This window comes from Streptomyces sp. NPDC093586 (assembly GCF_044764905.1).
Taxonomy (GTDB): Bacteria; Actinomycetota; Actinomycetes; order Streptomycetales; family Streptomycetaceae; genus Streptomyces.
The window spans coordinates 126,419-149,269 of record NZ_JBIWJA010000019.1 but is presented as its reverse complement, the minus strand read 5'-3'; the positions used below and the strand labels follow the sequence as shown (position 1 = coordinate 149,269).

Here is a 22,851-nt window from a genome sequence, read left to right as displayed (position 1 = left end):
GGGTCAACGTCCTGTGGGCCCTGCTTCGTGACGGAAGGTGCTACGAACCGATACCGTCCGTCACGCAGGCCGCTTGACAACTCCATTAGGAATCGGCGGGCCGCAGCCGCAGCGCGATGCTGTTGATGCAGTACCGCTGGTCGGTCGGGGTCGGATACCCCTCGCCCTCGAAGACGTGACCGAGGTGGGAGCCGCAGCGGGCGCAGCGCACCTCGGTGCGCACCATCCCGTGGGAGCGGTCCTCGATCAGCTCCACCGCGTCGGTGTCCTTCGGGTCGAAGAAGGACGGCCAGCCGCAGTGCGAGGCGAACTTCGTCTCCGAGGTGAACAGCTCGGCGCCGCAGGCGCGGCAGGAGTAGACGCCCTCGGTCCTGGTGTCGGTGTACTCACCGGTGAAGGCGGGCTCCGTGGCGGCCTGCCGCAGCACGGCGTACTCGGCCGGTGCCAGCTCCGCCCGCCACTGCTCGTCCGGCTTCTCGACGTCGTACGCCATGAGTCCTCAGCCCCTTACTTCGCCTTGCTCGACAGCTCGTCCAGGATGCGCGGTCCGAGGTCGGTGACGTCGCCCGCGCCCATGGTGAGAACGAGATCACCGGCCTTCGCCATTCCCGCGACCACCGCGGGCGCCGCGTCCTTGTCGTGGACCGGCGTGACGTCCGCGCCCGCCGCCCGGGCGGCCTCGATGATCAGCTCGCTGGTGACACCGGGGATCGGGTCCTCGCGGGCCGGGTAGATGTCGAGGACCACCGACGCGTCGGCCAGGGCGAGCGCCCGGCCCATCTCCTTGCCGAGCTCCTGGGTGCGGGAGAACAGGTGCGGCTGGAAGAGGACCAGGATGCGGGCGTCGTCGACCGCGGCGCGCATGGCCTCCAGGTCCGCCGTCATCTCGGTGGGGTGGTGCGCGTAGGAGTCGACGACCTGCACGCCTGCCGCCTCGCCCTTGAGCTGGAGGCGCCGCTTGACGCCCGTGTAGGCGGCCAGGGCGGGGGCCAGCTCGGCGGCGGGGATGCCCAGGGCGACGCCCGCGGCGAGGGCGGCGACCGCGTTGAGGGCGTAGTGGCGGCCCGGGACGGAGACCCCGAAGGTCAGCTCCGCGCCGTCCATCAGCACGGTGACCTCGCTCCTGAGGCCCTGCGGGACGACCGACAGGACGCGCACGTCGGCGTCCTCCGCCTCGCCGTACGTCACCGTCCGCACCGAACCGGCCAGCCGGCGCGTCAGCTCCCGGGCGCCCTCCTGGTCGGCGGAGACCACCAGCGTGCCGCCGGGGACGATCTTCCCGGCGAAGGTCTCGAAGGACTCGTAGATCTCGTCCATCGACGCGTAGTTGGCGTGGTGGTCCAGCTCCACGTTGAGGACGATGGCGACCTCGGGGGCGTACTTGTGGAAGCTCCGGTCGCTCTCGTCCGCCTCGGCGACGAAGATCTCGCCGTCGCCGTGCAGGGCGTTGGAACCGGGCGCGTCCAGGTCGCCGCCGATCGCGTACGACGGGCCGCGGCCCAGCTCGGACAGCGAGACGGCCAGCATCGAGGTGGTGGTGGTCTTGCCGTGGGTGCCGGCGACCGCCAGCGGGCGCAGGCCCTCCATCAGGGCGGCGAGGGCGTCGGAGCGGTGCACGACCGGGATGCCCAGTTCGGCCGCGCGGGCCAGCTCCGGGTTGTCCTCGCGGATCGCCGACGACACGACGACGCAGCTCGCGTCGTCGGCGAGGTGCTCCGCCGCGTGCCCGATGTGCACGGTCGCGCCCAGCGCGCGCAGCGCCTCGGCGGTCGCGGAGTCCTTGGCGTCGCTGCCCGCCACCGCGGCCCCGCGCTGGGCGAGGATCTTGGCGATGCCCGACATCCCGGCGCCGCCGATGCCGATGAAGTGCGGTCGGTCCATGGCGGTAGGAAGGCCGGGTGCCATGCGCTGTTCTCCCAGAGGTGTCACGGGTGGGTACGACGTGGTGCCGGCGGGTGCCGGCGGCCGGTACGGCGGTGGGCGCGCCCCCGGCGGGGGCGCGGCCCCAGCCTATGCCTTGCTGTGGGAGAACAGTTTCAGGACCGGTACGCCGACCTTGTGGCGGGCCCGCGAGGCCCAGTCCCGGTGGAAGAACTCCTCCACGTAGTGCGGGTCGGTCAGGACGATCACCTCGTCGGCGCCGGTCTCCTCGACGAGCGATCTGAGCGCGTCCAGCGGGTGGTCCTCGATCAGGCTGCCCACGGCCTCGGCGCCGGACGCGCGCAGGGCCGTGAGGGACACCTCCAGCGCCCGCTGCCCGACGCTCAGCGCCTCCTCCCCCTCCGGGGTCTCGCCCTCGCGGACCGCTTCGTCGAGCTCGCCGAGGGCGACGTCGTCGATGGCCCGCAGCAGCCGGTCGGCCTGGTCGCCGCGCGGCTGGAGCAGCACGTGGAAGGCGACCGGTTCGTCCCCGTGCAAGGTGGTGACGAACTCCACGTCGGCGGACGTCAGGGCCTTCTCGATCATCAAAACGCTTGTGAACACCAGGCGCCCCATTCTCCTTCGAGGGCCCGTGGGCCCACCCTCCGCAGGCGTGCCGGACCCTGCGGAAACCATCCTTCCCCGTGATCGCACGGGTACTGCCGGAATCAGTGTGCCCGGTGCGAACTAAGCGGAATGACTGATTCCGCTCATGGTTCGCAACCGCGCGCTAACGGCCGAACCTCTGTCCGGGCCTCCGTCGCCGTGACTCAGTCGCGCCGGTACCGGCTGAAGAGGAAACCTTCCTCCTCCAACAGGGACGCCAGGGCGTACCGCCGCGGCACCTCGACCGAGGGCCCGCCCGCGATCCGCTGCGCGTCGCCCGCGGTGAGCATCGGGGAGACGGTCAGGCACAGCTCGTCGAGGACGCCGGCCGCGATGAACTGCCCCAGCAGCCGCGGACCGCCCTCGGTCAGCAGCCGGGTGTGACCGAGCTCCGCGAGCGCGCGGACGGCGCGGGCGGGGTCCACGCCGACGCCGTCGCCGGCGATCACCACCCGGGCGCCGGCCTTCTCGGCGGCCGCGACCCGGTCCGGGGCCGCCGCGGCGCCGGTGAGGACCAGGGTGGGCACCAGCGGCGAGGTGAACAGCGGCAGGGAGAAGTCCAGCTCCAGGCTCGCGCTGACCACCGCGATCACCGGTGCCGGACCCTGTCCGGCCGCCCGCCGCAGCTCCGCGAACTCCGCACGCGCGCGTGCGGGCCGGTACCCCTCCTGGCGTACGGTCTCGGCGCCGGCGACCACCACGTCCGCGAGCGCCCGCAGGGTGCCGAAGATCCGCATGTCGGCCGCGCTGGAGATGGGCTGGGAGCGGCCGTCGTGCTGGGCGGCCCCGTCGAGGGTGGAGACCATGTTGGCCCGCAGCCAGGCCCCCTGCCGCGCGTCCGGCCCGGGGTACGCGTAGGCGGCGGCCAGCTCGGCGAGGCTCCACTCCCGGTCGGCCCCGGCGGAGTCGCGCTCTGCTGTCGGATCGGTCACAGGGAACAGACGTCGCATGCCGTGCAGTGTTCCACGCCACCCACCGCCGAACCCCGCCCGTGCCGCCCCGGCCGCGGGCGGGAGTGCCACTGGGGTCGTGCCGCTGGGGCGGCACGGGTGGGCTCTGGAGGCACCCCCCTCCGGGGGAGGCCCCCGTCGGCGCCGGGCCACGCGCCCCACCCTGCCCCGCCACCACGCCGGGCCCCCGGCACCGGCGCCCGCACCACCACACCGGACGCCCCCCGCACAGGCCCTACCATTGACCACCGTGTCGTCCTCCTCCCCCGCCCCCGGTTCCGCCCCCTCCGGCTCCACCCCGATAGCCGGGGCGCCCCCGCTGTCCCTGTGCGCCCGCGAGCCGCACGTCCCGGCGGACCGCCTGGTCGCCGAGATGGTGCCGCCCCCGCGCTTCGACTCGGTCCGCTTCAGCACGTACATCCCGGACCCGAACCAGCCCAGCCAGAGCGAGGCCGTCCGGGTCCTGGAGGGCTTCGCCGCCGGACTGGGCGAGGCCCCCGGCACGGGCACCGGCAGGCGCGGCTTCTTCGGCCTCGGGCGGGGCAAGGCCCCGAGGCCCCCCGCCGGCCCCCGCGGCGTCTACCTCGACGGCGGCTACGGCGTCGGCAAGACCCACCTGCTGGCCTCCCTGTGGCACGCCACCCCCGCCGAGCCCTCCCGCAAGGCCTTCGGCACCTTCGTGGAGCTGACCAACCTGGTCGGCGCCCTCGGCTTCCAGCAGACCGTGCAGACCCTCTCCGGGCACCGCCTCCTGTGCATCGACGAGTTCGAGCTCGACGACCCGGGCGACACCGTCCTCGTCTCCACACTGCTCGGACGCCTCGTGGAGGCCGGCGTGGCGCTCGCCGCCACCTCCAACACGCTGCCGGGCAAGCTCGGCGAGGGCCGCTTCGCGGCGGCCGACTTCCTGCGCGAGATCCAGGGCCTGTCGGCCCACTTCCGCGCCCTGCGCATCGACGGCGAGGACTACCGCCACCGCGGCCTGCCCGAGGCCCCGGCGCCGTACTCCGACGAGCAGGTGACCCGGGCGGCCCACGAGACCGACGGCGCCTCCCTCGACGCGTTCCCCGCGCTCCTCGACCACCTGGCCCGCGTCCACCCCAGCCGCTACGGCGCGCTGACCGACGGCGTCTCGGCCGTGTGCCTGACCGGGGTCCGCCCGGTGCCGGACCAGTCGACGGCCCTGCGGCTCGTCGTCCTCGCCGACCGGCTCTACGACCGCGAGGTGCCCGTCCTGGCCTCGGGGCTGCCCTTCGACCGGCTGTTCAGCGAGGAGATGCTGAAGGGCGGCTACCGCAAGAAGTACTTCCGGGCGATCTCCCGGCTCACCGCCCTGGCCCGGGACGCGGCACGCCTCGTCGACGCGGACTGACCCACCGTCCGTTTCTCGCCGACCGGCCTCGGTTTTCAGGCTCTCTTCGCCTCGTAACGCCGCGTTAACCCCGCAAACGGCCTTGCGGGGTTAACGTGTTTCTTGACCAAGCGTTGACCAAGCGTTGGTACGCACAAGAGGCGTGAACTGCCGGGAGGGGGGCGCATGTTCCGAGGTACGACGGCCCGGATCCTGCTTCCGCTCCTCGCCGCCGTCCTGTTCGCCCTCCCGTTCTTCGCACCCGCCTCGTCCTTCGCAGCCGCGCACACGAGCCGTGATGCCGTGGTCCATGCCCAGTCGGTGTTCACCGGGGTCGCCCCCACCGGCACGGCGTTGCACGACGAGACCGTCAGCTGCCACGAGCCCGGCCGCTCCGGGAACACGCAGGGCCCGGTACGCGTCCGCGACCGGCACCGCGCCACCGCCGCACCCGAACCCGAGGCCCCCGAGCGCCCGCTCTCCGGGCAGCGCACCACCACCGCACCCGAGCAGGCGCCGCCCGGCCGCGCGCACGAGCGCCGCTCCAGATCCGCCGCCGACCGCTCCCCCGCGGCCCTCCAGGTCTTCCGCTGCTGAGCGACGGAGTTCTCCCGCACTCCGTCCGTCCCGATCCGACGCGCCCCCACTGCGCGCCAGGAGGAATGACCCATCATGCAGCCCCTCATCGACAACGCCCGCACGTTCGGACAGCGCCCTGAGGAGTTCGCCGGGCACGCCGAAGGCCAGTCGCCCGAAGTCCTGTTCATCACCTGCTCCGACTCCCGGGTCGTACCGGCCCTGATCACGGGTGCCCGGCCCGGCCAGCTCTTCGAGCTGCGCACCGCGGGCAACATCGTCCCGCCGTACGGCGCCGGGCGCCCCAGCGGCGAGGCGGCCACCATCGAGTACGCCGTCGAGGTGCTCGGCGTCGGCGACATCGTGGTCTGCGGCCACTCGCACTGCGGCGCCGTCGGCGCGCTGGTGCGCGGTGACGACCTGACCGCCGTCCCCGCCGTGCGCGACTGGCTGGCCCACGCCGCGGACGAGCCGAAGCCCGGCGACCCCGCCGACCCCACGGTCGCCGACGCCGTGCAGCACCACGTCCTGGCCCAGCTGCTGCGGCTGCGCTCCTACCCGTGCGTCGAGCGGCGGCTGGCCGAGGGCCGGCTGCGGCTGCGCGGCTGGTACTACGAGGTCCACACCGGAACCGTGCGCCAGCACCGCGCGAACACCGACGCGTTCGAGACCCTGTGAGCCGCGCCGTGAACGCGATATCCAGGTTCCCGCACTGGCGGCAGGACCTCACCGCCTCGCTCGTCGTCTTCCTGGTCGCCCTCCCGCTGTGCGTGGGCGTCGCCGTCGCCTCCGGCGTCCCGGCCGAACTCGGCCTCGTCACCGGCATCGTGGGCGGCCTGGTCACCGGGTTCCTGCCGGGCAGCAGCCTGCAGGTGTCGGGCCCGGCCGCCGGCCTGACCGTGCTGGTCCTCGGCGCGGTCGACGCCTACGGGCTGCCCGCGCTCGGCGTGATCGTGCTGGCCGCCGGGCTGATCCAGCTCGCGATGGGCGCCCTGCGGCTGGGGCGCTGGTTCCGGGCGATCTCCCTGTCGGTCGTCGAGGGCATGCTGGCCGGCATCGGCCTCGTGCTGATCGCCGGCCAGCTGTACTCGGCGGCCGGGCTCGAGGCGCCCGCCTCGGGCATCGACAAGATCATCGGGCTGCCCGGGGCCGCCGCCGACGCGCTGGGCAGCACCGAGGCGCTGACCTCGCTCGCCCTCGGCGCGGGCACCGTCGCGGTGATGGTGCTGTGGAAGCGGCTGCCGGAGCGGGTCCGGACCGTGCCGGGCGCGCTGGCCGCGGTCGGACTGGCCACGGCGGTCACGGCGGTCTTCGGACTGCCGGTGGCGACCGTCGAGGTGAACGGCCTGCTGGACTCGGTCCAGCCGCCCGGCGCCGACGCCTTCGGCGAGCTGGCGGACGTCGGGTTCCTCGGCACGATCGTCGCCTTCACCCTGATCGCGTCGGCGGAGAGCCTGTTCAGCGCCGCCGCGGTGGACCGGTTGCACGACGGCCCGCGCACCGAGTACGACAAGGAGCTGATGGCGCAGGGCGCCGGCAACTCGGTGTGCGGTCTGCTCGGCGCGCTGCCGATGACCGCGGTCATCGTGCGCAGTTCCGCCAACGTCGGCGCCGGCGCGCGGACCAAGGCGTCCCGGGTGCTGCACGGCGTGTGGCTGCTGCTGTTCGCCGCGCTGCTGCCGTCCGCCCTGGCGCTGATCCCGCTGCCCGCGCTGGCCGGCATCCTGGTCCACGCGGGCTGGAAGCTGATCCCGTTCCGCGGCATCGTGTCGCTGTGGCGCGGGCACCGGGGCGAGGCGCTGATCCTGGTGGTCACGGCCGTGTCGATCGTCGCGGTGAACATGTTCGAGGGCGTGCTGATCGGTCTGGCCCTGTCCGTGGCCAAGACCGCCTGGGAGGCCTCGCACCTCAGGCTGGAGGTCGTCGACAAGGGCGCCGGTCCCGTCCAGGCGCACCTGTCGGGCAACGCGACCTTCCTTCGGCTGCCGAAGCTGCTGGAGAGCCTGGAGGCACTCCCGCAGGACCGCCCGGTCGAGCTGGACCTGTCCGGGCTGCACCACCTGGACCACGCCTGCCGCACCGCGCTGGAGAACTGGGCCGAGCGGCACAGCGCGGCCGGCACGGACCCGGTGAAGGTCACGGAACCGGCCGGGGCCGCGGCGTAACCCGCGTCCGGCGCCCGTACCCGGCGCCCGTACCGGTGCCCGTTCCGGGCGTGCCCGCGGGCATGGCCCCGGACCGGGCACCGGGCATATCGTTGCAGGAGCAGACGAATCGGACCTCTGGGCGAGGAGGCCGCCATGCTCCAGGAGCTGCTGACCGCGGTGGCCGCCGTCGGAAGTGCCGGGGTGCTCTACGTCGTCTCGGCGGCGCGGGTCGTCAAGCAGTACGAGCGCGGGGTGGTCTTCCGGCTCGGGCGGCTCGCGGGTGACGTGCGTCCGCCCGGGTTCACGATGGTGGTCCCGTTCGTGGACCGGCTGCACAAGGTCAACATGCAGATCGTCACGCTGCCGGTGCCCGCGCAGGAGGGCATCACGCGCGACAACGTGACCGTGCGGGTCGACGCGGTCGTGTACTTCCGGGTGGTCGACGCGGCCAGCGCCCTCGTCAAGGTCGAGGACTACCGGTTCGCGGTCTCGCAGATGGCGCAGACCTCGCTGCGGTCGATCATCGGCAAGAGCGATCTGGACGACCTGCTCTCCGACCGGGAGAAGCTCAACCAGGGCCTGGAGCTGATGATCGACAGCCCGGCGGTCGGCTGGGGCGTGCAGATCGACCGGGTCGAGATCAAGGACGTCTCCCTGCCCGACACGATGAAGCGCTCCATGGCGCGGCAGGCCGAGGCCGACCGCGAGCGGCGGGCCCGGATCATCAACGCCGACGCCGAGCTGCAGGCGTCGAGGAAGCTCGCCGAGGCGGCGGAGCAGATGTCCGAGCAGCCCGCCGCCCTGCAACTGCGCCTGCTGCAGACGGTGGTGGCGGTGGCCGCGGAGAAGAACTCGACGCTGGTCCTGCCCTTCCCGGTGGAGCTGCTGCGGTTCCTGGAGAAGGCCCAGGAGCGGCCCGTCGGGTGATGACGACCGGTGACACGTGCTACGCGCGTGGTTCCCGGGACTCCCGGCAGGTGATAGACACAGCGGGGTCACAGTCCTGTCCGCCAGCAGGAAGGTTGCCCCATGTCCGCAACACGACGTCAGGTGCTCGCCCGCTCCGGTGCGCTCGGAGCCGGCATCGCCTTCACCGGCGCCCTCTCCGAACTCTTCGCGGGCACCGCCGCCGCACAGTCCCTCGGCCACACCGGGTACGGCCCCCTGGTGCCCGACCCCGACGGTCTGCTCGACCTGCCGAAAGGATTCCGCTACCGGGTCCTGTCCCGTGAGGGCGACCAGCTGCGCTCCGGCGAGGGCCCGGTCCCGTCCAACCACGACGGCATGGCGGCCTTTCCCGGCAGACAGGGCCGCGTCCACCTCGTCCGCAACCACGAGAACCGCGCCACCGGCAGGGTCCCCGTCCCCACGGTCCAGGGCCTGACGTACGACCCGGCGGGCAAGGGCGGCTGTACGGCGCTGACCCTGGACTCCCGCAACCGCGTCCTCGACGAGCGGGTGGCGATCGCCGGGACGGCCGTCAACTGCGCGGGCGGTCCCACCCCGTGGCACACCTGGCTGACCTGCGAGGAGACCGAGGACAAGGCGGGCACCAACGGCTACACCAAGGACCACGGCTTCATCTTCGAGGTCGACCCGGTGGACCCGCACCGCACCGGCGCGGTGCCGCTGACCGCGATGGGCCGCTTCCAGCACGAGGCGATCGCCGTGGACCCGAAGCGGGGCGTCGTGTACGAGACGGAGGACGCCTTCCAGCGGCCCTTCGGGCTCTTCTACCGCTTCCTGCCCGAGAAGCCGCTGGGCGGCACGGGCTCGCTGCGCGCGGGCGGCCGGCTCCAGGCGATGCGCGTGCCCGGCGTGCCCGACCTGTCCTCGATCCAGGAGACGGGCGCCGAGTTCGACGGCATCGAGTGGGTCGACGTACCCGACCCGCTGGCCACCTCGACGCCGATCCGCCACCAGGACTTCGGGCGGGGCGGCATCACCCACGCGCAGAAGCTGGAGGGCTGTTACTGGGGCGGGCGCAGCGTGTACTTCGTGTCGTCCTTCGCCCGCAGCGCCGAGGGCTCGGCGGGCGACCACTACGGCCAGATCTGGCGCTACGACCCGGACCGCCGCCGCCTGACCCTGGTGATCGTCTTCGGCCCGGACACCGACGTGCAGCTGCCCGGCGAGTCCCCGGACAACATCTGTCTGGCACCGAGCGGCGGCCTCATGGTCTGCGAGGACGGCGACGGCGCCCAGCACGTCTTCGGGGTGACCCGGCGCGGCGAGGTCTACGCAATGGCCCGCGGGCGGCAGAACATCGGCACGGCCGAGGAGCCCGAATGGGGCGAGTTCGCCGGGGTCACGTTCTCACCCGACGGCGACACCATGTACGTCAACTGCTACACCCCGGGGACGACCTTCGCGGTGACCGGCCCCTGGCGCAGGTGAGGACGGTGTGAACGCGGGGTACCCGGCGCCGCATGACGGAGAACGCGCAGGTCAGCGGCTCGTACTGGCTGGAAACGGCGCCGGGTGCCCCTCGCCCGCCCCTGACGGAGGACATCGAGGCCGACGTCGCGGTGATCGGCGGCGGGATCGCCGGGCTGAGCACGGCGTTCGAGCTGGCGCGGGCCGGACGGAGCGTGGCGGTGCTGGAGGCCGGGCGGATCGCCGCGAGCGTCACCGGTCACACCACCGCCAAGGTGTCCGTCCTGCACACGCTGGTCTACGACAGGCTCCGCCGCACCCGGGGTCCCGAGGGCGCCCGGCTGTACGCGCGCTCGCAGACGGAGGCGGTCGAGCACGCCGCCGCCCTGGTGGACGAGCTGGGCGTCGACTGCGAGTGGGAGACCCGCGACGCGTACACGTACGTGTGCGACGCGGACCGGGTGGACGAGCTGCGGGCCGAGGCGGCGGCCGCCGCGGAGGCGGGGCTGCCGGCGTCGTTCGTGACCGGGACCGGGCTGCCGTTCCCGGTGGCGGGCGCCGTACGGGTGACCGGGCAGGCGCAGTTCCATCCGCGCAAGTACCTGCTGGCCCTCGCCGACGCGCTGGAGTCGCTCGGCGGGCGGATCTTCGAGCGGACCACCGTGCGGGGTCTGGACGAGGGCGAGCCGTGCCGGGTGTCGACCGAGGAGGGGGCGACGGTGACCGCCCGGGACGTGGTGGTCGCCACCCACTACCCGATCTTCGACCGGGCGCTGCTGTTCGCCCGGCTCTCGCCGCGCCGGGAGCTGGTCGTGGCGGGGCCGGTCGAAGCGGCCCGGGACGTCGACGGCATGTACATCACGCCGGACGAGGGCACCCGGTCGGTGCGCACCGCGCCCCTCGAGGACGGCCGGCGGCTGCTGATCGTCACCGGCCAGCACTTCACGCCCGGCACCGGGGACACCCGCGAGCGGTTCGACCGGCTCTCGGCCTGGGCCCGCGACCGCTTCCCCGGCGTGGACCTCACCCACGCCTGGGCCACGCAGGACATCGACCCCACCGACACCGTGCCCATGGTGGGCCCGCTGCACCAGGGCGCGCGGCACGCGTACGTGGCCACCGGGTTCGGCGGCTGGGGCATGAGCGGCGGTGTCATGGCGGGCCTGCTGCTGAGCGCGCAGATCACCGGCCGGGAGTGTGCCTGGAGCGGGCTGTACGACCCGCGCCGGCTGAAGACGCAGGTGCGTGAGGCGCCGCGGTTCCTGAAGACACAGGCGCAGGTGGCCGGTCACTTCGTCGGGGACCGGCTGAAGCCCGCTCCCCCGGTGGACGCCCTGCCGCCCGGCGAGGGGGCCGTGGTCCGGGTCGACGGCCACCGTCTCGCGGTCCACCGGGACGACGACGGCGCGCTGCACGCGGTCTCCCCGCGCTGCACGCACCTGGGCTGCCTGGTCGACTTCAACCCGGCGGAACGCGCCTGGGAGTGTCCCTGCCACGGCTCGCGGTTCGCCACGGACGGCACGGTGATCCAGGGCCCGGCGACCGAACCGCTGGAGCGGCGGGACATCTGACCGGGTGACCTCTCGGACACGACACGACACATAGTCGTACAAACCGACCACCGCACTCATACGTTCGTGTGGTGATCCTTCTTGTACGCCGTACCACCGCACTGTGCGCCGTCGCCGCCGCCTCCGTCGCCCTCGCCGCCTGCGGGGCCGCCGAATCCCGGCAGGCCCCCCGTCCGGCACCGTCCGCCTCCGCCGGCCCGTCGAAGGCCGCCCCCTCCCGGCCGCCCACCCTCGCGCCGGGTCCGGCGGGCCTCACCCCCGTCTTCGAGCACGGCCCGCGCGCCGACGGCAAGATCGTCGCCCTCACCTTCGACGCGGACATGACCGCGGACGAGGGGCCCCGGGCGGCGGCGGGCGAACGGTTCGACAATCCCCAGCTGATCGCGACCCTGCGGAGGCTGAAGGTGCCGGCCACGGTGTTCATGACCGGGCGCTGGGCCGAGGAGTACCCGGACGAGGCCCGCTCCCTCGGCCTGGACCCGCAGTTCGAGATCGCCAACCACTCCTACAGCCACTACGCCTACACGGACGACTGCTACGGCCTGCCGACCGTGCCCCGGGAGCGGATGCGGTCGGACGTGGAGCGGGCGTACACGGCGTTCGCGAAGGCCGGGGTGCCGGATCCGATGCCCTACTTCCGTTTCCCGGGCGGCTGTTACGACAGGACGGCCCTCGGGGAACTGGCCCCCGCGGGCGTCACCGCCGTGCAGTGGGACGTGGTGAGCGGGGACGCGTTCGCGACGGACGCCGACGCGGTGGCCCGGCAGGTGCTGGACGGCGTACGGCCCGGTTCGGTCGTCGTCATGCACTGCACCCGCAGTGCCGCCCCGGTGACCGAGCGGGCGGTGCGCACGATCGTGCCCGGTCTGCGCGAGCGGGGCTACCGCTTCGTGAAGGTGTCCGAGCTGATCGACGCGGCGGGCGGGCGGCGCTGACCGTCCTACGCTGGAGGCATGAGCAGCGACGAGGACTACTGTCTGATCGACGCGACCCGGCCGCCCGAGGCGGACGGACCGCCGTACGCGGAGTGCGTGCTGTGCCGGGAGCCGACGGAGCACCCGGAGTCGTACAAGGGGATCACCCTCTGCCCGCGGTGCGAATGGCAGGAGGCCCAGCGGACCGCCTGCTCCGGGTGACCCCGGCCCGGCCGGCACGCGACGCGTGGGGGCCGTCCCCTCGCCCGCGGGCGGGTTGGCAGACTGGTGGGCGTGAGCAATGAGCCGACGACGCCCGTCCCCGACAGTCCCTTCCGCGCCGAGCCCGGCGACCGCGACCTGGCGCCGCAGTTCGTGCTGCCGCTGGTCGTCCGCATCGAGCGGGCGGCGCCGCCGGCCCGTACGGACGCTCTGGAGACCGCGGCGCGCGCGGTGCTGGTGATGCTCGCGGACGAGCGGTCGACGGGCGACGGCGAGTGGGCCGAGGCCGTGCGTGACTGGCAGGACGCCCGGATCCGCAAGGTGGTGCGGCGGGCGCGCGGCGCCGAGTGGCGGCGGGCCGAGGCGCTGCCCGGCATCACGGTCACCGGGAAGGCGGCCGAGGTACGGGTCTTCCCGCCGGTCCCGCTGGACGGCTGGCCCAAGGACCTGGCCCGCCTCCAGGTCTCCGGCACCGACCTCGACGACCCGGAGCCCCCGGCCGGCGCCGACCCGTCGGCCCCCGTGCTGTGGATGAACCCGGACCTGGACATGTCGGCCGGCAAGGCGATGGCCCAGGCCGGCCACGGCGCCCAGCTCGCCTGGTGGGAACTGGACGACGCGGAACGCGCCGCCTGGCGGGAGGCGGGCTTCCCCCTCGCGGTGCGCACCGCGGACCCCGCCCGCTGGCCCGGTCTCACGACGGGCGGGCTGCCGGTGGTCCGGGACGCCGGGTTCACGGAGATCGCGCCGGGCTCGTGCACGGTGGTGGCGGATCATCCGGCGCTGCGGTGAGACGCCCCGACCAGCCCCGCCGGGACCCCGTCAGCGGGTGCGGCCCGGCGGGCTCCAGCCGCGGGTGAGGAGGTCGAAGACCGTCTCCACGGCGGCCCGCGGGTCCTCGCGGCCGCGGGCCAGGGCGGGGACCTCCAGGACGTAGCGGGCGAGGGCCGCGCAGGCGAGGTCGTCGCGGTCGACGCCGAGGTCCTCGGCGATGGCCGCGGCGAGGGCGTTGGCGTGCCGGGTCCACATGCGCTCGGCGTAGGCGCTCAGTTCGGGCGTGGAGTCCACCAGCCGGCTGAACTCCGCCCGCTGCGGGTGTGCCTCGATCGGCAGCCACGTGTCCAGGACGTGCCGCCGGAGGGCGTCGGGGACGCTCTCGCCGTCGGGACGCTGCCGCACGGCGGCGACCAGCCGGGTCTCCCGGTCCTGCTCCTGGTCGAAGACCAGTGCCTCCTTCCCGGGGAAGTGCTTGAACACCGTCGTGGTCGACACGTCGGCCGCGTCGGCGATGTCCCGGATGCTCACGTGGTCGTAGCCGCGCTCCAGGAAGAGACGCAGGGCGGCGTCGGCGATCGCTTGCCGGGTGGCCGCCTTCTTGCGTTCGCGGCGGCCGACAGGGGGCTCGGTCATGGGGTGAGCATATCCGGCGGTTGCACCACAACAAAGATTGTCTCGATAAATAAGTTGAGTCATTGCACTTTTGTATCTAGCCTGACGTCGAGAAGGGCAGCCCGCCCTTCGTCGACCCCGAGGAAGCAGCCATGACCTCCCCAGCACCCACCCGCGCCCGCATCAGCATCATCGGAGCCGGCCCCGGCGGCCTGACCTGCGCCCGGATCCTCCAGCGGCACGGCATCGCGGTCACCGTCCACGACCGCGACCCGGGCCCGGACGCCCGCGACCAGGGCGGCACCCTGGACCTGCACGCCGACAACGGCCAGATCGCGCTGAAGGAAGCCGGCCTGCTCCAGGAGTTCTTCGACCTGGCCCGCCCCGAAGGGCAGGAGATGCGCCAGCTGAACCCGGACGGCGAGGTCCTCTTCCACCACGTCCCGGAGGACGGCGAGCTCTTCAAACCGGAGATCAACCGCGGCCATCTGCGCGACCTGCTGCTGAACTCCCTGCGGCCGGGGACCGTACGGTGGGGCCGCGCCCTCGAGTCGGTCGGCGGGCCGTCCTGCGGGCCGCGCACGCTGCACTGGACCGACGGCACGACCAGCGAGGCCGACCTGGTCATCGGCGCGGACGGAGCCTTCTCCCGGGTCCGCCCGGCCGTGTCCCCCGCGGTGCCGCAGTACAGCGGGGTGAGCTTCCTGGAGGCGTGGTACTCCGACGTCGACCACCGGCACCCCGACATCGCCCGTCTGGTCGGACCGGGCAGCGCCGCCGCGGCCGACGGTGAGCGCGGCATGTTCGCCCAGCGCAACACCGGCGACCACATCCGCCTCTACCTGATCAGGCGCGTCCCGCTCGGCTGGCTCGGCGAGCGCGGCCTCGCCCCCGACGACACCGACGGCATCCGCGCCCTCCTCCTCGACGAGTACGCGCACTGGGCGCCCGGGCTGCGCCGGCTGATCAGCGACAACGACGGGCACTACGTCGACCGCCCGATCTTCGCCCTCCCGGTCCCGCACACCTGGGAGCACGACCCGACCGTCACCCTCCTCGGCGACGCCGCCCACCTCATGCCCCCGCTCGGTGTCGGCGTCAACCTGGCCATGCTCGACGCCGCCGAACTGGCTCTCGCCCTGGCCGGCGCCTCCACCGTCGAGGAGGCCGTCCGCACGTACGAGAGCACCATGCTCCCCCGTTCCACCGAGACCGCGAAGCTCCTCGAAGGCGGCGCCGAGCACCTGCTGTCCGACGAGATACCCGACTTCGCCCGCGCCGACGACGACCGGCCCTGAGCACGACCGCCACCGCGAACCTCAGATATTGCTCTGAACATGCCCGCTCCGGGGTTGGGGCCGGGCGCCCCGGGCCATATCCCCGTCGAACCGACGGGGAGGAGCGGGCCATGGAGCGACTGGGGACCGGCATCGGGTGGCGGCCGGAGATCGCGGACGTCGTGGAGCGGATGCCCGGCATCGACTGGGTCGAGGCCGTGGCCGAGAACCTCTGCCCCGGGCACCTGCCGGAATCCCTGCTGCGGCTGCGCGAGCGCGGCGTCACCGTCGTGCCGCACGGCGTCTCGCTCGGCCTCGGCGGCGCCGAACGGCCCGACGCGGGAAGGCTGGCGGCGCTGGCCGAACGGGCCCAGGTGCTGGGTTCGCCGCTGGTCACCGAGCACATCGCGTTCGTCCGGGCGGGCGGGCCGCTGTCCGCCTCCCCGCGCCTGGAGGCGGGGCACCTGCTGCCGGTGCCCCGCACCCGCGACGCCCTCGACGTGCTGTGCGAGAACGTACGCGTCGCCCAGGACGCCCTGCCCGTACCGCTCGCCGTCGAGAACATCGCCGCGCTGTTCTCCTGGCCCGGCGAGGAGATGACGGAGGGGCAGTTCCTGTACGAGCTGGCCGACCGGACCGGCGTACGGCTGCTCATCGACGTGGCGAACCTCCACACCAACCACGTCAACCGCGGCGAGGACCCGGCCGAGGCGCTGCGCGAACTGCCCCTGGAAGCCCTCGCCTACGTCCACGTCGCGGGCGGCTTCGAGCGCGACGGCGTCTGGCACGACAGCCACGCCCACCCCGTGCCGGGGCCGGTGCTCGACATCCTGACCGACCTCGCCTCGCGCGTGGCACCGCCGGGCGTGCTGCTGGAGCGCGACGAGAACTTCCCCGGGGAGGCCGAACTGCGGGGCGAGGTGGAGGCGATCCGCGCGGCGGTGGAGAAGGGGCGGGCGTCGGGCGCGGTCCTCGCCGGGCCCGCGCCCGCGCCCGCGTCGCGGGAGGAGGCGGGGTCCCCCGCCACCGACGCCGTCCGGCAGCGCCTCGCCCTCGCCCAGTCCGCGCTGCTGTCCGCGCTGGTCGCCGGCGCGCCCGTGCCCGAGGGGTTCGACCGGGTGCGGCTCGGCGTGCAGGCGCGGGCGCTCGCCGGGAAGCGCGCGGACGTGGTCGCGAAGGTCGCGCCGGAGCTGCCGGTGATCCTGGGCACCGGGTACCGGCCCGCCTTCCTCGCGTACGCCCAGGGGCATCCGATGACCGGCGGGTACCGGCGGGACGCGCTGGAGTTCGCCGAGCGGCTGCTGCGGGACGACCGGCCGCGGGACGCCCGCGCGCGACGGGAGTTGCGGCAGTGGTGGCTGGAGCGGTCGGGGCCGGTGCCGCTGCCGGAGCGGCCCGGCGCCCGGTGGGCCCGCGCCACCCGGCGGGTGCTGCTGCGCCGTTGAGCGGACCGCGGACGCCGCCGAGCGGAATGTCACGCACCGACGACGGCGCGTCCCGGTATGTGAAAAGGGCATGGCGCCGGCGTAAGCCCTTGGCATAGAAGTACGGCATGTTCTGGGTCCTTCTCCTGCTGCCGGCCTGGGTCGTGGCCGGCCTGGCGTGCACGCGGCTGTGCCTGGCCGCCGTGCGCGCGGCCGCCTCCGACACCGGGGCCGCGGGCCGTGCGCACGCGCTGACGCTGTACGAGGCGGCGTTCCTGTCCGGCGGCCCTCGGCGGGTCGCCGACCTGACGATGGTGTCCATGGCGCGCCAGCGCCGCCTGCTGCTCGCGCACACCGGCTGGGCGACGGTCGTCGATCCGCGCGGCCGGGACGAGATGGAGCGGTCGGTCATCGGGGCCATAGGACCCGAGGGACAGTCCCGGATAGCGCCGGTGCGGGCGGCCGCCGCCACCGCCGACGCGGTACGGGCGCTGGCGGACCGGCTGGTCGGCGCGGGCCTCGCCGTGCCGGACGGCGCCCGCAGCATCGCGGCCGGGGTCCGGCGGGTGCGGCTCGCCGCGCTGACCGTGTGCGCGCTGGGCGCCGCCGCGCTGGCGCTGCCCGTCCCGGCGGACCTGCCGCGCCACCTGATCGCCCTGTGGTTCGCGCTGCCGCTCGTGCTGACCCTGAGCTCCCTGGCGATCGCGCGGATGGAGGTGCACCCGTACTCGCGCTGGGCCTCCCCGGCCGGACAGCGGCTGCTCGGCACACTCGCCCGGGAGGCCGGCGGCACGGCGGACGAGCGGACGTACCTCACCTCCGTTGCCGTGCGCGGCATCCACGCCATCGGCGAACCGGACCTGCGGGCGGCCTTCGCGCACCGGGAGGAGTACCTCGGAGGGCACCACGAGCGGCAGGGCTGAACCGGGCGCCCCCGAAGTCGCGTGCGGAGCCGACACCCGCGGACGGTGCTTGCCTTGTCCGGCCACCGGACGAAACATCCCTTCTGTCGCCGCCGTGCACCGAAGGGACACCCGATGCGAGCTGCCGCCCTCCTCCCGGCCGCCGGGTCCCTGCTGCTGAGCACCCTCACCACCGCCCCGGCCCAGACGGGCCCGGGGGCACCCGTGAGCCCCGAGGCACGCGGCACGACCGTGGCCGCCGCACGCGCCGCCGAGACCGGCATCGCGTTCGGCAGGTGCCCGGGGGCGGAGGACCTGCCGGCCGCCCTGCGCTGCGGCACCGTCACCGTCCCCCTCGACTACGCGCACCCCGACGGCGAGCAGATCCGGCTCACCGTCAGCCGGATGCGGGCCACGCACAAGGACCCGCGGCACGGTGGGCGCGAGGTGCCGGGGCAGGGCGCCCTGATCCACCAGCCGGGCGGACCGGGCGCCGGCGGGCTGTACGTCCCGCTGGCCGGCCTGATGCCGCAGTGGAAGCGGATCGCGGCGGCGTACGACCTGGTCGGCTACGCCCCGCGCGGCGTCACCCCCTCCGCGCCCCTGTCCTGCCAGGACCCCGGGCACGTCGTCGAGGCGCCCCGGCCCGCCCCCGCACGGCCCTCCGAGGCGTTCAAGAAGGAGCGCGTCGCCGAGGCCGAGGCGTACGCGCGCGGCTGCCGCGAGCGGACGGGCGACGCGCTGCGCCACTACCACTCCCTCAACAACGCCCGCGACCTGGACGTCGTGCGGGCCGCGCTGGGCGAGCGGAAGCTCACCTTCATGGGCACGTCGTACGGCACCTACCTCGGGGCGCTGTACGCGGAGCTGTTCCCCTCGCACGTGCGGCGGATGGTGTTCGACTCACCGGTGAACCCGGATCCGCGGCAGGTCGGGTACCGCAACGGCCTGGACCGCTCGGAGGCGGCCGAGGACCGCTGGCGGGACGTCAGGGAGTGGATCGCCGCGCACGACGACGTGTACGGGCTCGGCCGCACGCCGGGGCGGGTGCAGCGCGGCTACGACAGGGCGAGCGCGCGGCTCGCGCGGCGGCCCGCGGGCGGCACGGTGGGCCCGGCGCAGTTGCACGGGGCGTTCCTGAGGGCGGCGTACGACGACGTCTACTGGCCGTATCGCGCCGAGGCGCTGTCGGCCTATCTGCGGGGGAACCCGCAGCCGCTGATCGACCAGGCGGGACCGTACCCCGAGGAGGAGGCGGCCGGGGCGGAGAACGCCGGCGCGGCGCGCACGGCCGTCGAGTGCAACGACGCGCCCTGGCCGGCCGGGTTCCGCGTGTGGGACCGGGACCACACGCGGCTCGCGCGCCGGGCGCCGTTCGCGACGTGGGACAACGCGTGGACGCACCTGCCGTGCGCTTTCTGGCGGACGTCCCCGCAGCGGCCGCCGGACGTGCGCACGGGGCCGGGCGAGCTGCCGCCGACGCTGGTCCTGGCCGCCGAACGCGACGCGGCCGCGCCCTACGACGGGGCGCTGGAGCTGCACCGGCGGCTGTCGGGCTCGGTGCTGGTGACCGAGCGGGACGCCGGGACGCACGGCGTCGGGGGCGGGACCAACGCCTGCGTCGACGGCCGTCTGGAGGCGTACCTGCTGGACGGACGCCTCCCGGCGCGGGACGCGTCCTGCGCCGGAAGACCGGAACCGCGACCGAGGCCCACGCCGGAGACCTGAGTCCCGGCCCTCCTGCCGGGAACCCGGCCGGGCCGGCCCGGCCACCAGCTCAACGATGTCCTTGCGACGGCCCGTACCGCACCCCCCGGGGGACAACCCCCGGACCCCCGGCCGACCCGACAACCGACACCCGCCGCTCAGGCCAACCCGGCCACCAACTCAGCGATGTCCTTACGACGGCCCGTGTAGAACGGGACCTCCTCGCGGACGTGCATGCGGGCCTCGGAGCCGCGCAGGTGGCGCATGAGGTCGACGATGCGGTCCAGCTCGTCGGCCTCGAAGGCGAGGATCCACTCGTAGTCGCCCAGCGAGAAGGAGGCGACCGTGTTGGCGCGCACGTCCGGGTAGCCACGGGCCATCTTGCCGTGGTCGGCGAGCATGCGGCGGCGGTCCTCGTCGGGCAGCAGGTACCAGTCGTAGGACCGCACGAACGGGTAGACGCTGACGTAGTTGCGCGGCGTCTCGTCGGCGAGGAACGCCGGGATGTGCGAGCGGTTGAACTCGGCGGGGCGGTGCAGCGCCATGTTCGACCAGACCGGCTCCAGCGCGCGGCCCAGCTTGGTGCGGCGGAAGAGGTTGTACGCCTCCTGGAGCTGGTCGCTGGTCTCGGCGTGCCACCAGATCATGAGGTCGGCGTCGGCGCGCATCCCGGAGATGTCGTAGGTGCCGCGGATCGTCACGTCCTTGGCGGCGAGCTGGTCGAACAGCTCCTGGACCTCGTCGGCGTAGCCCGCGCGATCCTCGGGCAGCACGTCCTTGAGCTTGAAGACGGACCAGAGGGTGTAGCGGATGACCTCGTTGAGGTCCTTGGCCAGCTTGCCCTTGTTGGGGATCCGGCCTGCGGCAGCGGTGGAGGCGTCGTCACTCATGGTCCTATTCTCCCGCTCCGCCGTGCAGGCTCTGCACCGGGTGGGCGGTGAGCTGCTCCACACCGTCCGTGTCGCCGTGGAGCTGGTCCACGGCGGCGTAGGCGCTCGCGATGCTCGCCGGGATGCCGACGCCGTCGTAGGCGGCACCGCAGACGGCGAGGCCGGGGAGCTTCGCGACGTGGTCGCGGACACGGGCCACGCGCGCGTGGTGGCCGACGGGGTACTGGGGCAGGCCGTCCTGCCAGCGGGTGACGCGGGTGGCGACCGGCGCGGCGGCCAGGCCGGTGGCCTCCTCCAGGTCGTGCCGGGACACGGCGACGAGCCCGTCGTCGTCGCGGCCGAGGATCTCCGTCTCGCCGTACCGGCCCACCGAGGTGCGCAGGACGACCAGGTCCGGGTTCTCGTCGGCGATCCAGCCCCACTTGCGGGAGGCGAAGGTGGACGCCTTGATGGTGCGCCCGTCGACCGGCGGCACGAGGAAGCCGCTGCCCTCGGGGAGCGCGGCGGCGTCGGAACGGCGGTAGGCGAGGGTGATCAGGGCCATCGAGGCGTACTCCACCGCGGACAGCTCGGCCGCGGCGGCGGGTGCCTCGGCGCGCAGCAGCTCGGCGGCGGGGCGGGCGGGCACGGCGACGACGACCGCGCCGGCGTGCAGCACCCGGTCGCCGGCGACGATCCGCCAGCCGTCCGGGGCGGTGCGGCGCAGCTCCGTCACGGGTGCCCCGGTGACGATCTCGCCGCCCCGCGCCCGCACCGACTCCGCGACCGCGAGCGGCAGGGTGCCGACGCCGCCCTCGATGCCCATGAACACCGGGCCGCTCGGCGGGGAGGTGGCCGTGCGGCCCTGGAGGGCGCGCACCGCCTCGGTGAGGGAGGTGTGGGTGCGGGCGGCCTCGAAGAGCTGGGGGACGGCCGAGCGCAGCGAGATGCGGTACGCGTCGCCCGCGTAGACCCCGCCCAGCAGCGGCTCGACGAGCCGGTCGACGACCTCGCGGCCCAGGCGCGCCGCCACGTACTCCCCCACCGCCACGTCGTCGCCGACCTCGGTGCGGGGCAGCTCGGCGTCGCGCTCGATGCGGGCGAGGCCCTCCGGCGACAGCACGCCGGCCAGGGCGGCGGCGGTGCCGGGGACGCCCATGACGTGGCCCTTGGGCATGGGGCGCAGGGCGCCGCGGGTCCACAGCGAGGCCGACGCGGTGGCCGGCGGCTGGAGGCGGTCGACGAGTCCGACGTCGCGGGCGAGACCGACGGCCTCGGGGCGGCGGGCCAGCATCGACTCGGCGCCGAGGTCGACCCGGACCCCGGCGATCTCGCCGGGCAGCAGCTTGCCGCCGACGCGGCCGGAGGCCTCCAGCACGGTCACGCGGGCCCCGCGCTCCAGCAGCCGGTGGGCGGCGGCCAGGCCGGCGATACCGGCCCCGATGACGACGACGTGCCCCGTGTCCGCGGGTGTCGTGCCCGCCGGGATCTCGCTTGCGCACATGCCCCCCAGCCTCTCAGACCCCACCGTCGGGGGGACCGTCGGGCCGGGTGCCGCGTGATCAGCTGTGAGTCCGGACCGTGACCACTTCGGGACCGTTCCGCGCCGTCGCCCGGGCCCCTCGCGGCGTCATAGGGACGACAGACGACACCGACCCCAGGGGGCCCTGTGCGTACACCACCTTCCCTGCGAGCCGTCCCGGCCGCGACCGCCGTCCTGCTGGCCGCGGTCCTCACGCTCACCGGATGCAGTGCCGGCACCGACGACTCCGGCGGCGCGAGCGACGCCAAGGCGGCCGCCCCGGCGAACGACGGCAACGGCAAGGGCGCGGCGGGCGCGGAGTCGGACCGCTCCGGGGCGACCGCGCCGCCGAAGGCCGCCGCGAGCCGCATCATCCGCACCGCCTCCCTGACGGTCCAGGTCAAGAGCGTTCCCAAGGCGCTGGAGGAGGCGCGCACCGCGGCCGAGGAGGCGGGCGGTTACGTCGGCGACGAGACCACCAGCCGGGACGGGGACGGCCGTGAACGGACCCGGCTCGTCCTGCGCGTGCCCGTCGACGCGTACCAGGACGTCCTGTCCGGACTGGAGGGCGCCGGCAAGCTCCTGGAGCGCAACGCGAAGGCGGAGGACGTCACCGACCAGGTCGTGGACGTCGAGAGCCGCATCACCTCGCAGCGCGCCAGCGTGGCCCGGGTGCGCGAGCTGATGGACCGCGCCACCAAGCTGAGCGACGTGGTGGCGCTGGAGGGCGAACTGAGCTCCCGTCAGGCCGAGCTGGAGTCGCTGCTCGCCCGGCAGGCGTCCCTGAAGGACCGCACCAATCTGGCCACCATCACCCTCTCCCTGTCCGAGACGCCGGTGAGGAAAGAGGCGGCGAAGGACGACGATCCGGGGTTCACGGACGCGCTGGCGGGCGGCTGGGACGCGTTCGTGACGATGCTGCGCTGGGTGGCGATGGTGTTCGGCGCGGTCCTGCCGTTCGCCGCGGTGGCGGCGCTGCTCGTGCTGCTGTGGCTGCGGGTGGTGCGGCCCCGGCTGCCGCGCCGTCCCGAGACCCCGCCGGTGCCGACGGCGGTCGGCCCGCTGCCGACGGCCCGGCCGGTACCGGGGAACACGCCCGCCGGAGGGACGGGCGAGGAGGGCTGAAAT

General features: G+C 74.3%; 22 protein-coding genes. 15 read left to right on the top strand and 7 right to left on the bottom strand.

Features of this window, described 5'->3' with window-relative positions:
- Positions 1-85: 85 nt before the first annotated feature.
- From msrB to ACIRFH_RS21030, 4 genes are all read right to left on the bottom strand, one after another.
- Positions 86-493, bottom strand: coding sequence for a peptide-methionine (R)-S-oxide reductase MsrB (gene msrB, locus ACIRFH_RS21045; RefSeq protein WP_403522801.1), 408 nt, complete (start codon positions 491-493; stop codon positions 86-88).
- 14 nt (positions 494-507) lie between these two features.
- Complete coding sequence (gene murC / locus ACIRFH_RS21040) at positions 508-1,905, bottom strand: UDP-N-acetylmuramate--L-alanine ligase (protein ID WP_403522798.1); 1,398 nt, start codon at positions 1,903-1,905, stop codon at positions 508-510.
- A gap of 105 nt (positions 1,906-2,010) precedes the next feature.
- The gene (locus ACIRFH_RS21035) at positions 2,011-2,484 is read right to left on the bottom strand and encodes an indole-3-glycerol phosphate synthase (protein WP_403522795.1); all 474 of its coding nucleotides are present in this window, start codon (positions 2,482-2,484) and stop codon (positions 2,011-2,013) included.
- Positions 2,485-2,690: 206 nt separating this feature from the next.
- Positions 2,691-3,476 carry a pyrimidine reductase family protein gene (locus tag ACIRFH_RS21030; protein WP_403522792.1) on the bottom strand — a complete coding sequence of 262 codons (786 nt, stop codon included), beginning with the start codon at positions 3,474-3,476 and terminating at the stop codon, positions 2,691-2,693.
- Between the two features lie 250 nt (positions 3,477-3,726).
- Between ACIRFH_RS21030 and zapE the strand changes: the two genes are divergently transcribed.
- From zapE to ACIRFH_RS20980, 10 genes are all read left to right on the top strand, one after another.
- Positions 3,727-4,848, top strand: a complete 1,122-nt coding sequence (zapE, locus tag ACIRFH_RS21025; RefSeq protein WP_403522789.1) for a cell division protein ZapE — start codon at positions 3,727-3,729, stop codon at positions 4,846-4,848.
- Positions 4,849-5,013: 165 nt separating this feature from the next.
- Entirely contained in the window at positions 5,014-5,424 is a 411-nt protein-coding gene (locus ACIRFH_RS21020; protein WP_403522787.1) for a hypothetical protein, read from the top strand.
- A 75-nt stretch (positions 5,425-5,499) separates the two neighbouring features.
- Positions 5,500-6,081: a carbonic anhydrase gene (locus tag ACIRFH_RS21015; protein ID WP_403522785.1), complete on the top strand. Its 582-nt coding sequence runs from the start codon at positions 5,500-5,502 to the stop codon at positions 6,079-6,081.
- A gap of 8 nt (positions 6,082-6,089) precedes the next feature.
- Positions 6,090-7,568, top strand: coding sequence for a SulP family inorganic anion transporter (locus ACIRFH_RS21010; RefSeq protein WP_403522782.1), 1,479 nt, complete (start codon positions 6,090-6,092; stop codon positions 7,566-7,568).
- Positions 7,569-7,703: 135 nt separating this feature from the next.
- Positions 7,704-8,477 (top strand): slipin family protein, encoded by a 774-nt coding sequence (locus ACIRFH_RS21005; protein WP_403522779.1) that lies wholly within the window; start codon positions 7,704-7,706, stop codon positions 8,475-8,477.
- 102 nt (positions 8,478-8,579) lie between these two features.
- A complete protein-coding gene (locus ACIRFH_RS21000) occupies positions 8,580-9,947 on the top strand; it encodes a PhoX family protein (RefSeq protein WP_403522776.1) in 1,368 nt (455 codons plus the stop codon).
- A 32-nt stretch (positions 9,948-9,979) separates the two neighbouring features.
- Entirely contained in the window at positions 9,980-11,497 is a 1,518-nt protein-coding gene (locus tag ACIRFH_RS20995; RefSeq protein ID WP_403522774.1) for an FAD-dependent oxidoreductase, read from the top strand.
- Between the two features lie 71 nt (positions 11,498-11,568).
- Positions 11,569-12,432, top strand: a complete 864-nt coding sequence (locus ACIRFH_RS20990) for a polysaccharide deacetylase family protein (RefSeq protein WP_403522771.1) — start codon at positions 11,569-11,571, stop codon at positions 12,430-12,432.
- 18 nt (positions 12,433-12,450) lie between these two features.
- The gene (locus tag ACIRFH_RS20985; RefSeq protein WP_403522769.1) at positions 12,451-12,633 is read left to right on the top strand and encodes a hypothetical protein; all 183 of its coding nucleotides are present in this window, start codon (positions 12,451-12,453) and stop codon (positions 12,631-12,633) included.
- A gap of 72 nt (positions 12,634-12,705) precedes the next feature.
- Complete coding sequence (locus tag ACIRFH_RS20980) at positions 12,706-13,425, top strand: peptidyl-tRNA hydrolase (RefSeq protein ID WP_403522767.1); 720 nt, start codon at positions 12,706-12,708, stop codon at positions 13,423-13,425.
- Positions 13,426-13,455: 30 nt separating this feature from the next.
- On the opposite strand, the gene ACIRFH_RS20975 is transcribed toward ACIRFH_RS20980, so the two are convergent.
- Complete coding sequence (locus ACIRFH_RS20975) at positions 13,456-14,043, bottom strand: TetR/AcrR family transcriptional regulator (protein ID WP_403522764.1); 588 nt, start codon at positions 14,041-14,043, stop codon at positions 13,456-13,458.
- A 131-nt stretch (positions 14,044-14,174) separates the two neighbouring features.
- On the opposite strand from ACIRFH_RS20975, the gene ACIRFH_RS20970 reads away from it, so the two are divergent.
- The 4 genes from ACIRFH_RS20970 (at position 14,175) to ACIRFH_RS20955 (ending at position 19,353) form a co-directional block, all read left to right on the top strand.
- Entirely contained in the window at positions 14,175-15,320 is a 1,146-nt protein-coding gene (locus tag ACIRFH_RS20970) for an FAD-dependent oxidoreductase (protein ID WP_403522761.1), read from the top strand.
- Positions 15,321-15,430: 110 nt separating this feature from the next.
- The gene (locus ACIRFH_RS20965) at positions 15,431-16,744 is read left to right on the top strand and encodes a DUF692 domain-containing protein (RefSeq protein WP_403522758.1); all 1,314 of its coding nucleotides are present in this window, start codon (positions 15,431-15,433) and stop codon (positions 16,742-16,744) included.
- A gap of 107 nt (positions 16,745-16,851) precedes the next feature.
- Positions 16,852-17,646 (top strand): TIGR04222 domain-containing membrane protein, encoded by a 795-nt coding sequence (locus ACIRFH_RS20960; RefSeq protein WP_403522756.1) that lies wholly within the window; start codon positions 16,852-16,854, stop codon positions 17,644-17,646.
- Between the two features lie 114 nt (positions 17,647-17,760).
- The gene (locus ACIRFH_RS20955; RefSeq protein WP_403522753.1) at positions 17,761-19,353 is read left to right on the top strand and encodes an alpha/beta hydrolase; all 1,593 of its coding nucleotides are present in this window, start codon (positions 17,761-17,763) and stop codon (positions 19,351-19,353) included.
- A 137-nt stretch (positions 19,354-19,490) separates the two neighbouring features.
- Here ACIRFH_RS20955 and hemQ read toward each other — a convergent pair whose 3' ends face one another.
- Together hemQ and hemG are read right to left on the bottom strand one after the other, a co-directional pair.
- Entirely contained in the window at positions 19,491-20,222 is a 732-nt protein-coding gene (gene hemQ / locus ACIRFH_RS20950) for a hydrogen peroxide-dependent heme synthase (RefSeq protein ID WP_403522751.1), read from the bottom strand.
- A 4-nt stretch (positions 20,223-20,226) separates the two neighbouring features.
- On the bottom strand, positions 20,227-21,705 hold the full coding sequence (hemG, locus tag ACIRFH_RS20945) for a protoporphyrinogen oxidase (RefSeq protein WP_403522748.1): 1,479 nt from the start codon (positions 21,703-21,705) through the stop codon (positions 20,227-20,229).
- Between the two features lie 165 nt (positions 21,706-21,870).
- Here hemG and ACIRFH_RS20940 point away from each other — a divergent pair, with 165 nt between their 5' ends.
- A complete protein-coding gene (locus ACIRFH_RS20940) occupies positions 21,871-22,848 on the top strand; it encodes a DUF4349 domain-containing protein (RefSeq protein ID WP_403522745.1) in 978 nt (325 codons plus the stop codon).
- Positions 22,849-22,851 lie beyond the last annotated feature (3 nt).

What these genes read in the sequence shown, in the direction of transcription:
- msrB (WP_403522801.1), bottom strand. Translation starts at nt 493, where the DNA reads ATGGCGTACGACGTCGAGAAGCCGGACGAGCAGTGGCGGGCGGAGCTG.
- murC (WP_403522798.1), bottom strand. Translation starts at nt 1,905, where the DNA reads ATGGCACCCGGCCTTCCTACCGCCATGGACCGACCGCACTTCATCGGC.
- ACIRFH_RS21030 (WP_403522792.1), bottom strand. Translation starts at nt 3,476, where the DNA reads ATGCGACGTCTGTTCCCTGTGACCGATCCGACAGCAGAGCGCGACTCC.
- ACIRFH_RS21020 (WP_403522787.1), top strand. Translation starts at nt 5,014, where the DNA reads ATGTTCCGAGGTACGACGGCCCGGATCCTGCTTCCGCTCCTCGCCGCC.
- ACIRFH_RS21015 (WP_403522785.1), top strand. Translation starts at nt 5,500, where the DNA reads ATGCAGCCCCTCATCGACAACGCCCGCACGTTCGGACAGCGCCCTGAG.
- ACIRFH_RS21005 (WP_403522779.1), top strand. Translation starts at nt 7,704, where the DNA reads ATGCTCCAGGAGCTGCTGACCGCGGTGGCCGCCGTCGGAAGTGCCGGG.
- ACIRFH_RS21000 (WP_403522776.1), top strand. Translation starts at nt 8,580, where the DNA reads ATGTCCGCAACACGACGTCAGGTGCTCGCCCGCTCCGGTGCGCTCGGA.
- ACIRFH_RS20995 (WP_403522774.1), top strand. Translation starts at nt 9,980, where the DNA reads ATGACGGAGAACGCGCAGGTCAGCGGCTCGTACTGGCTGGAAACGGCG.
- ACIRFH_RS20985 (WP_403522769.1), top strand. Translation starts at nt 12,451, where the DNA reads ATGAGCAGCGACGAGGACTACTGTCTGATCGACGCGACCCGGCCGCCC.
- ACIRFH_RS20975 (WP_403522764.1), bottom strand. Translation starts at nt 14,043, where the DNA reads ATGACCGAGCCCCCTGTCGGCCGCCGCGAACGCAAGAAGGCGGCCACC.
- ACIRFH_RS20970 (WP_403522761.1), top strand. Translation starts at nt 14,175, where the DNA reads ATGACCTCCCCAGCACCCACCCGCGCCCGCATCAGCATCATCGGAGCC.
- ACIRFH_RS20965 (WP_403522758.1), top strand. Translation starts at nt 15,431, where the DNA reads ATGGAGCGACTGGGGACCGGCATCGGGTGGCGGCCGGAGATCGCGGAC.
- ACIRFH_RS20960 (WP_403522756.1), top strand. Translation starts at nt 16,852, where the DNA reads ATGTTCTGGGTCCTTCTCCTGCTGCCGGCCTGGGTCGTGGCCGGCCTG.
- ACIRFH_RS20955 (WP_403522753.1), top strand. Translation starts at nt 17,761, where the DNA reads ATGCGAGCTGCCGCCCTCCTCCCGGCCGCCGGGTCCCTGCTGCTGAGC.
- hemQ (WP_403522751.1), bottom strand. Translation starts at nt 20,222, where the DNA reads ATGAGTGACGACGCCTCCACCGCTGCCGCAGGCCGGATCCCCAACAAG.
- hemG (WP_403522748.1), bottom strand. Translation starts at nt 21,705, where the DNA reads ATGTGCGCAAGCGAGATCCCGGCGGGCACGACACCCGCGGACACGGGG.